This is a genomic window from Amycolatopsis sp. NPDC043889, from assembly GCF_056435645.1.
In genome coordinates this window covers 1-8,896 of record NZ_JBWKEC010000066.1, presented here as the reverse complement: position 1 = coordinate 8,896, position 8,896 = coordinate 1, and the positions used below count along the sequence as shown (strand labels likewise).

Annotated in this window: 11 protein-coding genes; 6 read left to right on the top strand and 5 right to left on the bottom strand. The window is 67.2% G+C overall.

Features of this window, described 5'->3' with window-relative positions:
• Positions 1 to 160 precede the first annotated feature (160 nt).
• Entirely contained in the window at positions 161 to 637 is a 477-nt protein-coding gene (locus tag AC0685_RS43315; protein WP_340685156.1) for a DUF2000 domain-containing protein, read from the bottom strand.
• Between the two features lie 103 nt (positions 638 to 740).
• Between AC0685_RS43315 and AC0685_RS43310 the strand changes: the two genes are divergently transcribed.
• Positions 741 to 1,208: an Lrp/AsnC family transcriptional regulator gene (locus AC0685_RS43310; RefSeq protein ID WP_478230834.1), complete on the top strand. Its 468-nt coding sequence runs from the start codon at positions 741 to 743 to the stop codon at positions 1,206 to 1,208.
• 3 nt (positions 1,209 to 1,211) lie between these two features.
• Here the strand turns inward: AC0685_RS43310 and AC0685_RS43305 are convergent, their stop codons facing one another.
• The 4 genes from AC0685_RS43305 to AC0685_RS43290 all read right to left on the bottom strand — a co-directional run bounded on the left by AC0685_RS43305 (position 1,212) and on the right by AC0685_RS43290 (position 4,581).
• Positions 1,212 to 1,769 (bottom strand): sugar O-acetyltransferase, encoded by a 558-nt coding sequence (locus tag AC0685_RS43305; RefSeq protein ID WP_240597827.1) that lies wholly within the window; start codon positions 1,767 to 1,769, stop codon positions 1,212 to 1,214.
• Positions 1,770 to 1,977: 208 nt separating this feature from the next.
• Entirely contained in the window at positions 1,978 to 3,072 is a 1,095-nt protein-coding gene (locus AC0685_RS43300) for a DUF1996 domain-containing protein (protein ID WP_478230833.1), read from the bottom strand.
• Between the two features lie 202 nt (positions 3,073 to 3,274).
• Positions 3,275 to 4,033 carry an anti-sigma factor family protein gene (locus AC0685_RS43295; protein ID WP_478230832.1) on the bottom strand — a complete coding sequence of 253 codons (759 nt, stop codon included), beginning with the start codon at positions 4,031 to 4,033 and terminating at the stop codon, positions 3,275 to 3,277.
• The gene (locus AC0685_RS43290) at positions 4,030 to 4,581 is read right to left on the bottom strand and encodes a sigma-70 family RNA polymerase sigma factor (protein WP_034317190.1); all 552 of its coding nucleotides are present in this window, start codon (positions 4,579 to 4,581) and stop codon (positions 4,030 to 4,032) included. Before AC0685_RS43290 ends, AC0685_RS43295 begins: the two co-directional genes overlap by 4 nt.
• A gap of 257 nt (positions 4,582 to 4,838) precedes the next feature.
• On the opposite strand from AC0685_RS43290, the gene AC0685_RS43285 reads away from it, so the two are divergent.
• The 5 genes from AC0685_RS43285 to AC0685_RS43265 are packed head-to-tail and all read left to right on the top strand — an operon-like array spanning position 4,839 to position 8,318.
• Positions 4,839 to 5,399 (top strand): hypothetical protein, encoded by a 561-nt coding sequence (locus AC0685_RS43285; RefSeq protein WP_478230831.1) that lies wholly within the window; start codon positions 4,839 to 4,841, stop codon positions 5,397 to 5,399.
• Complete coding sequence (locus tag AC0685_RS43280) at positions 5,383 to 6,150, top strand: DUF4142 domain-containing protein (protein ID WP_478230830.1); 768 nt, start codon at positions 5,383 to 5,385, stop codon at positions 6,148 to 6,150. Before AC0685_RS43285 ends, AC0685_RS43280 begins: the two co-directional genes overlap by 17 nt.
• Positions 6,143 to 6,748 carry a ferric reductase-like transmembrane domain-containing protein gene (locus tag AC0685_RS43275; protein ID WP_478230829.1) on the top strand — a complete coding sequence of 202 codons (606 nt, stop codon included), beginning with the start codon at positions 6,143 to 6,145 and terminating at the stop codon, positions 6,746 to 6,748. Before AC0685_RS43280 ends, AC0685_RS43275 begins: the two co-directional genes overlap by 8 nt.
• Before the next feature lie 18 nt (positions 6,749 to 6,766).
• Positions 6,767 to 7,003 (top strand): ferredoxin, encoded by a 237-nt coding sequence (locus AC0685_RS43270; protein WP_007033644.1) that lies wholly within the window; start codon positions 6,767 to 6,769, stop codon positions 7,001 to 7,003.
• Entirely contained in the window at positions 6,996 to 8,318 is a 1,323-nt protein-coding gene (locus AC0685_RS43265; RefSeq protein WP_340685150.1) for an NAD(P)/FAD-dependent oxidoreductase, read from the top strand. The genes AC0685_RS43270 and AC0685_RS43265 overlap by 8 nt, the downstream gene beginning before the upstream one ends.
• Positions 8,319 to 8,896: the final 578 nt, after the last annotated feature.

Below are 8,896 nucleotides of genomic sequence, written 5' to 3'. Positions count from 1 at the left end.
GGGGGGTGGGAGGAAAGTTCTGGAGGCTTTTGCTGTTATTTTTGGGAGTGGGGTAAGGGCCAAATGTGCTTGGGGGGGGGGTTGGGGTGGGTGGGGGGGGGGGGTTGGGTTCCCACCCCAACCCCCCCCCCACGACCACCTGTACCGAAGGGCCACCCGGTCACGGCATCAACGGCAGTTTCCCGACCAGCTTGTCGATACGGTTGCGCGGGCCGACGATGCCGATGGCGCAGAAGTCCATCTCCTCGGTCGGGATCTCCTTCATCGTCGCGAGGAAATCGGTGTAGACGCGGATCTGCTGGGCGACGGCGGGCATGTCGGCGACGTGGCAGCCCGGCGAGGCCGCGGCCTTGGTCCGGATGGCCCGGAGTTGCGCGGCGTCGGCCGCCAGCACCGAGCAGCCGGTCCACGGCAGGCCCGAGTAGTGCTCGCCGTTCGCGTCGACCGCTTCGTCCCCCAGCAGCCCGGTCACCGACTTCGCCGTGGCGACGGCGGTGCAGACGGCCGCGTTCGCCGCCCGGCCCGGCGGCAGCTCGCTGTTGACCACGATGACCCACTTCAACCGGGCCGACCGGGTGGACGCGGTCAGGTCGATTTCGTCGGGGGTGAATCCGATGGCCGTACCGTGCTCGGACATTCAGCTGATCTCCTGCTCACTTAAACGGATGAACAAGGTCAAGCTAAGAGGACGTACGAGTACAGTCCATCATGTTCGTACTTAATACGGCGAGAGGCGCGAGATGGCGCGATTGGACGAACTTGATAAGGCGATCCTGGCGCAATTGCAGTCGGACGCACGGAAGACCAACCGTGAAGTGGCCGCCGCGGTGGGCGTTTCGCCGACCACCGCGCTGGATCGCACCCGCGGGCTGCGGGAACGCGGCGTGATCCGCAGCGCGCTGCTGGACGTGGATCTGCCGTCGATCGGCCGCGGGGTGCAGGCGCTCATCGCGGTGCGCGTGCGCCCGCCCTCGCGGCGCAACATCGAAGGCTTCCGGAACTGGGTCAACGCGCTGCCCGACCTCGTCGGGCTCTACGTGACCACCGGGACCGAGGACTTCATCCTGCATGTCGCGGTGCCCGACAACGACAGCCTCTACGCCTTCGTGATCGACAAGCTGACCGAACGCCCCGAGGTGGCCGACGTGCGCACCTCCATGGTGTTCGAGCACAGCCGCCGCACCAGGATCACGCCGGTGGACCGGTGAGCTTCAGAGTTCGCGGATGACGCGGGCCGGGTTGCCCGCCGCGAACACCTTCGACGGCAGGTCACGCGTGACGACACTGCCCGCGCCCACCACCACGTCATCCCCGATGGTCACTCCGGCACAGACGATGACGCCACCGCCGAACCAGACGTTGTCCCCGATGGTGATCGGCGCGGCCGACTCCCAGCGCTGCCGCCGCAGTTCGTGGTCCTCCATGGGATGCAGCGCGGTCAAAAGCTGGCAGCGCGGGCCGATCGAGCAGTCAGAACCGATCTTGATCGGCGCGCAGTCGAGCAGGATGGCGTCGTAGTTGAGGAAACTGTTGGCGCCGATCTCGATCAGATAGCCGTAGTCGCACTGGAACCGCGGCATGATCCAGGAGCCCTCGCCGAGCTTTCCCAGCAGTTCGCGCAGAATCGTGTCCCGCTCACCGGTCTCCTCGGCGCCCGTGCCGTTGAACCGGTCGACGAGTGCTTGCGCGCGCCTGCGGTCCGCGACCAGTTCGGGGTCGTTGTCCCGGTACAGCTCGCCGCGCAGCATGCGGTCCTTTTGCTCACCCATGCCGCCAACCTACCGAAAAGCGTCCTGCCGGCGAGCCTCCCGAGGAAAGCCACCGACAGGACGGGTGAATGCTTGCGGAGCGTTCTTCAGTTGTGTCGATCGGTTTCCGGGTAGGGCCGGCCCGGCGGATGGGTGAGGTGTAGGGGGGACCCGCCGGGCCGGAGTATCTTCCTTTCTCTTCGCAGGTTCCTGCTTCCGCTTCAGGGCGTCATTCGCGGCACTGACGGCCTTCGTTGACGCAGTCGACGAGACGATCCATGATCCGGTCCGGCATCACGTTCGCGAAATCGTCGTGATCGGAGAAGGGGTTGTGGTCCTCTTCGGGGAACGAGTCCACTTTGTACTGTCCGGCGAGCTGAATCCCTCGCGGGATCTGGTAGGTCAGCGAGATGGTGAGCTCCGGGACGGCGGTGAGACCGTTCGCGCATTCGCCGTTCTCGTCGGGGTACTTGATGTGATCCCGGTGATTTTCGCTGTCGATGTTGTCGCCGTCGAGACAGCTCGGGAACGTGTGCACCCGCTTGACGTCACTGCCCTCGGGGCAGATCGGGTACTGCTTGATGAGCCTGTTCTCGAAGCCCGTGCAGGTCCAGCTCTCCCGCGCGTTGGCGGGACCGTTCGTGGAGACCTTCGCGTCGCCGTAAAGGATCCGGAGGAACTTCGGCATCTCCTTCACCTTCTCCCTGGCGTTGCCCTTGAAGGTGATGTCGACGACCGCGGGGCGCTGGATCTCGCCGTCGTTGCCGGCGAGTTCGTTGTCCGCGTTCGGCTCGTCCAACTGCACCTGTTCCCGCTGGTCGTTCCGGTCCCGGCGATTCCGTTCGCCGTCGCGGCCCTGCTGTCGTCCGGCTTCTTCCCCGGTATCGATCCGCACCACCGGCCAGAAGTACGTCGACTCGTCGCCGTTGCGACAGGTGGTGCCGGCGCCCAGCAGGCTGTCGTTGTCCGAATCCGCGTTCGTGGAAAGGTTTCCGACGTAATCGTGCAGATGCTGGGCACCATTGCGGACACCCGGCTGCGCGATGAAGTTGTCGGGATTGAAATGCCCGTTCTCGTTCCGGCCGCAGTCGACGGTGAACGAGCCGGTGGAGGCGTTCCGGCCCGGCTCCGGCTTGTCGACGTTCGGCCTGACCTCGGTGATGTCCACGAACTGCGACTTGTCCACCTCGTCCGCGGCGGCGCGTTCGGGGTCGCCGGTCGTGGTGGACACCACCAGTCCACCGACCGCGATCGACAAGCCCAGCAACGCGGTCGCGATCTTGGTCCTGCGGGCGATCCGATGGCGCCCTTGATTTCGTGCCATTAGCTGCTCACCTCATTCTTTTCCGGGCGCGCCGATCACTCGAACCCGGGCATGAGCCACGCATTTGTCGAATACGCCGATTACCGCATTCGTGGCGAACCCTTCTGTTCGCCCGCCGATTCAGATCCGGCTACTGGGGAATACGGCGCCCGCCGAGGATCGGTTCAAAACGCGATCCGGCCGTTATCTTTCCGTTATAAGACTACCGGCGCACGATGGCGAGCACGGTGCCGTCCCACTTGTGGACCTCGAAGCGTTCGATGTCGGCCTTCCGCAGCGCCGTCGAACCACTGATGACGAGGGGAGCAGGGGAACCGGGGACGCCGTACCCCTTGGCCGGCACGCTCCAGTTGTTGACGGCGTAGGCCTCTCCGCCGTGGGAGTAGGCGACAAGCTGGCAGGTCATCGGGCCGACGAGGCCGCGCAGTTCGAGTTCGACGGCGCTGCCCCACTCCTTCTCCTGCACCGTGACCTCGGCGGCGACCGCGTTGCCCGCCTCGGACCAGCCGAACGGGGCGGCGCCGCCGTCCGGACCCGTCTCACGTTCCCGCGACGACGACGGAGGCGGTGGCACCACCGACGTGACGACGGTGGGCGCGGCCTGTGTCACGACCGGTTCACGGCCGGTGAGCGAAAGGACGGCGAGTGGTCCGCCGACGACGAGCACGAGTACGGCGGCGGCCGTGGCGAGCCGGATGACCTTACGGCGACGGCCCGCCTTGGCCGCGTCCGCGAGCAGCATTCGCAGCACCCGCGGGCCCGGACCCTTCACGGGCGGATCCGGCCAGCTCTTCTTGACCATGTCGAGAATGTCGGGCAGGTGGTACATCTCCACCAGCTCGACCTGACACTCGGGGCACTCCAGCAGATGCGCTTCGAACCTGACGTGGTCCTCCTCGCCCAGGACGCCGAGCACGTAGGCGGCGATGTCCGTGTGGACAGCTCCGGACACCTCGCTCACCCCCGCTCCTGCAGCGCCCTGCGCAACGCGCGCACAGCATGGTGGATCCGCGATTTCACCGTACCCGGCGGAACCCCGAGCGTCGCCGCGACCTCGTTCACGGTGCGGTCACGAAGATAGGTCTGCTGAACGGCCTCGCGTTGTTCCGGGGAAAGATTGCGCAGGGCCTCGTAAACGATCATGGCCGCGAGCGTCTTCTCCGATTCGTCCGGCACTCCGATCGAATCCGACTCCAGTTCCTCCACCTCTTGAGGGCGGGCGCTCCGGCTCCGCCAGCCGTCGATGACGATGCGCCTGGCCACGGTGAACAGCCAGGCGCGCAGCATTTCCGGCTGCCGGTCGAGTTTGCCGGCGTTGCGCCACGCCTTGATGAGCGTCTCCTGGACCACGTCCTCGGCCCACTGGCGATCGTGGCCGGTCAGCTTCAGCACGAACGCCATCAGGCTGGATCCGAACTCCTGGTACAACGCCCTGATGAGGTCGTCATGCCCGTTCGACGCGGGTTCATGATCGACGATTGGCTGCAGTATCCGAGAGTGGCGTCCCACGCGGCACATCCTTGTGGGCTCAGGGGCGATAAGTCCAGTACCAAAACCGTTCCGGCCAGGTTCTCCGAGCGTGGGAAAGTTTTTTGAACCGTTTCCCGCTCGTGACCGTATCCCCTACCGAAGACCCCGACCCGGCACTGTCCCCCGCACCGCCGAATCCACTGTGGATCATGACTGTCCACAGTGGAATTGAACCTGCCTGCACACCATCTCCCCGCGGTGATGGCGTTCTCCTCTGCCCCGACAGGAGGATTTCCGTGAACCCCGTGTCACGCTCGGTCATACCTCTGACTCTCACCTTGGCCGCGGTCGCGCTGGCCTCGGCCTGTACCACCGGTACCGCGGGACCGAACGGCTCTCCCGGCGCGGCCTCGACCGCCGGTACCGGGCAGATCCCGGGAATGCCCGACCCCGCGGCCGAACCCGCCCCCGGTGTCACGGCGGCGATCCTGTTCGACCTCGGGCCGATCGTCACCGACACCAACGGTTTCACGCTTTACCGCTACGACAAGGACACGGTGAATCCGCCGAAGTCGAATTGCACCGAAACCTGCGCGCGGACCTGGATTCCTGCCAAGGCGAGCGGTGAACTCGTGGTCACCGGCATCGACCGCGCGCTCGTCGGCACCGTGACCAGGGACGACGGCACCGAACAGATCACGCTCGCCGGCTGGCCGCTCTACCGCAACGCCGACGACGCGATGCCCGGCAACACCGGCGGGCAAGGCGTCGACGCCGCGTGGTTCCCCGCCAAGCCGGACGGCACGAAAGTGCTGGTCACCGCCGACACCTGGCAGGCCGATGACCTCGGCATCTGACCTCCCCAGACCCGTCCGCCCGCTGCTCGTCCTGCTGATCGCGGCCGTGGTGAGCCTGCTCGGCCCGGTCGACGAAGCGCACGCTCAAGAGCTTTCCGCGGCGGACAAGAACCTGATCGTCAACGTCAAACTGGCCGGGCTGTGGGAAATGCCCGCCGGGATGTGGGCGCAGGAACGCGGGAAGAGCAAGCGGACCCGCGAAGTCGGCCGGACGTTGATGATCGACCATGGCAGGCTCGACACCGCGACGCACGCCATCGCCGACCGGTTCGGCATCGCCCTGCCGTCCGAGCCGTCGGATCAGCAGTCCGCGTGGCTCGGCGAGATGAAGGCCGCCCGCGACGACAGCGAGTTCGACCGCATCTTCGCCAACCGGCTCCGGTACGCGCACGGTGTGCTGTTCCCCGTCATCGCGCAGGTCAGGGCCGGTACCCGCAACGACGTCGTCCGTGACTACGCCACCACGGCCAACCAGGCGGTGCTGCGGCATATGACCCTGCTGGAGAGCACCGGCGTCGTCGACCAGTCGCTGATGCCGGAAGCCCCGGTGCCGCAGTCGAATTCGGCCAACGCCGCGATGGACGTCGGCTTCGGCGACCTCGCGCTCGGCCTGCTGCTCGCGGTGGTGCTCGGCGGCGGACTGTTCTTCGCCGTCCGGACCCTGCGCAGCAAGAACACCCGGACCCGCGACCGCGCGGCCACCACCGAACCTGATCCGGTTCCCAGTGCCCCAGGAGAGAACAATGTATGACCAGTGGTCCGAGGTGGTGATCGTGCTGACCCAGAAAACGGACACCGACCCCGGCATCAAGGGCATGGCGCAGACCTCCGCCCGGATCTCGTACGGCTTCATGTGCCTCACCCTGTGCTGGGGCGTGCTCACCGCGACCGGCTGGATCAAGTCGCTGACCGGGCGGAAGGCACTGCGCAACTCGCATATGGTGCTCGGCATCCTGACGTTGTCGTTCGGCGTCGTGCACGCGATGTCGTTCCTGTTCCTGCCCGACGGATTCACCCTGGCGCAAGTCACGATCCCGCTCCTGCCGGGCACCCTCGCGCGGCACGAACTCGGCGTCATCGGGCTCGAGGTCATGCTCGCCGTCGCGCTCACCGGCGGCATCAGCCGCTTCAGTTCCTACCGGCGCTTTCTGTGGATCCACCGGCTCGCCTATCCGGCGGTCGCGATCACCGCGTTGCACGCGTTCTTCGGGGCCATGGCCAACGGGCATCTGGGCCTGCTGTGGTTCGGCGGGATCACGCTGCTGGTCCCCGCGGTGCTGCTGACCGCGCTGCGGTTCACGCCGACCCGGTACCTGGAACGGCTGGGCCTGGTCGAAGAACTGGTCTGACGACTTGGAGAACGAACAATGATCTTCGGAAGCATCCGGCGCGGCACTCGCGTCAGCGTCGACAACGAGCGGTGCGAGATCTTCGGCTTCTGCGAGATGGAGGCGCCGTCCACGTTCAAGATCGGACCGGACGGCAAGCTCCGCATCCGCCGGATGGTCGACCGGGACGGGCTGGACCAGGCCATCTCCGCCGCCCGGCTCTGCCCGAAACAAGCCATCAGAGTCAAGGGAGAAGGAGCGTACGACGATGAGTGACGGAGATCGGATCGTCATCGTCGGGGCGGGCGTCGCCGGCCTCCGCTCGGCGGAACGGTTGCGGGAACTCGGTTTCGACGGCGAGATCGTGCTGGTCGGCGACGAGCCGCGGAAGCCGTACCACCGGCCGATGGTGTCGAAGGAGCTCATCACCGGCGGAGTGAAACCGGTGGCCGCGAGCCTGGAGCCCTACGTCGACCTGGACGTCCACTGGCGGCTCGGCACCCGCGCGACCTGGCTCGACAGCAAGGAGCGCACCGTCCATCTGCCGGGTGGTGAATCCCTGTGGTACGACGGGTTGATCATCGCGACCGGCGTCTACCCCCGGCATCTTCCCGGCTCGCCGCGCCACGACCCCCGGGTCCGTGTGCTGCGGACCGTGGAGGATTCACTGGCCGTCCGGCGGGCCTTGGGGAACAGCAACAAATCCGTCGTGGTGATCGGCAGCGGCCTGATCGGGAACGAGTTCGCCGCGTCGATGCGGTACATGGGCCGGGACGTCACACTCATCGGCCACGCGAAGGCGCCTTTGCACCGCTTCGGGGAGCGGATCGCGTCGGCGCTCACCAAGGAACACCAGCACCATCGCGCCAAGCTGGCGATGAACACCGAGGTGCGGAACTGGATCAGCACCAAGGAGACGGTAGGGCTGCACCTGACCAACAACCAGTTCCTGGTGGCCAGCTGCGTGGTGCTCTCGATCGGGAGCGTGCCCGCCGTGGACTGGCTGCGCGGCTCGGAGCTGACCATCGACGACGGTGTGCTGTGCGAATCGACCCTCTTCGCCGTCGGGGCGGAAGACGTCGTGGTCGCCGGCGACGTCGCGAAATGGCCGAACCTGCGGATAGACGAGACCCCACGACGGGTCGAGCACTGGATGAACGGCGTCGAATCCGGGCGCGCGGCGGCGGAAAGCCTGATGCTGGGCCGGGACAACGCGCGGCCGTACACGCCACTCCCCCGCGCCTGGTCGTCCCTGTACGACGCGCGGTTGCAGACCGCCGGGATGCCGTCGCTGGGCAAGGACACGATCGAACTCTCCGACGGGGTCACCGGTTTCGTCCGCGACGGCAGGCTGATCGGCGCGGCGGGCTGGGACCGGCCGAAGGCGATGATCCACTGGACCGCCGAACTCGACCGGCGGCTGCCGGTGCCCGAGCCGGTGTTCCCCGCCCCCGCCGCTCCTTCGTTCGCGGCGACGCCGATCGGGGAGGACATCCTGGCCCCGTTCGAGCGGGACTTCCTGTCCGAGACGCCGACCGAGGCCGTTCCCGCGCCGGAAAGGATGCCCTGGGCTCGCGTTCCCGCCGGGTGACCCGGGATCGCGAACGGACCGGGGCCGCGCGCGGCGGCCGCGGTCCCTCAGGTGGCGGTGGGCAGCTACGCCTCCGCACCCACCGCCACCCCCTGGGGACGCCAGGAGGTAACCGGGACCGACGGTGATTCGGGCTCCGCCGGGTACCGCACTCCGGGCTCCCCGCTTCCGGTCGGGGCCCTTCCAGGCTTGACTCACCTGGAAGGGCCCCGATCCATGGCGGCTGAAGGGGACTTTCCCCTCGTTACACGCGGCGAAGGGCGCTTTCACCGCATCGCATGCGGGGCCCCGGCAAAGTCGCATTACCGCTGATCAGTTGGGCGCGAGTGGCGATTCGGGTTCTCTTGAGAGGTAAGGCGAACGCGACGTGATGGAGCTGGCGGCGCGCTCGCCGAAGAAGCCTGGCTCGTTCTTGACTGTCCACAGAGGACACAAGGAGAGAGCACGGTGCCCGATTTGGGTGCTTTGCGCGGCTTCGTGACCGGGTCGTGGGGGGGGGGGGGGGGGGGGGGTTTCGCCCCCCCCCCCCCCCCCCCCCCCCCCCCCCCCAACACCAGGCGCCCTTCTGTTTGCATCGG